Here is a 302-nt window from a genome sequence, read left to right on the forward strand (position 1 = left end):
TGCCCGGAAAAAAGCCGCGCCCCTCTCGGAACGCGGCCTTCTGCGGCATATGGCGTGGCGTCAGGCGTTGGCGGCGGTCGGCCTGCGGATCTCGCTGGTGGCGCGGCCGCGGAAGTCGGTCCAGCACCTGTCTCTTATACACATCTCCGAGCCCACGAGACCGTACAGGAAATCTCGTATGCCGTCGTCTGCTTGAAAAGGGGGGGGGGGGGGGGGGGGGGGGGGGGGGGGGGGGGGGGGGGGGGGGGGGGGGGGGGGGGGGGGGGGGGGGGGGGGGGGGGGGGGGGGGGGGGGGGGGGGGG

1 protein-coding gene is annotated in these 302 nt (G+C 76.2%); it reads right to left on the minus strand.

What is annotated here, in order from left to right:
* Nucleotides 1-60 precede the first annotated feature (60 nt).
* The coding region (locus tag JHD63_RS23365; RefSeq protein ID WP_198973180.1) for a hypothetical protein at nucleotides 61-302 on the minus strand (242 nt) is incomplete at its 5' end.

The organism is Xylophilus sp. ASV27 (assembly GCF_016428875.1).
In the GTDB taxonomy this organism is placed as follows: domain Bacteria; phylum Pseudomonadota; class Gammaproteobacteria; order Burkholderiales; family Burkholderiaceae_C; genus Xylophilus.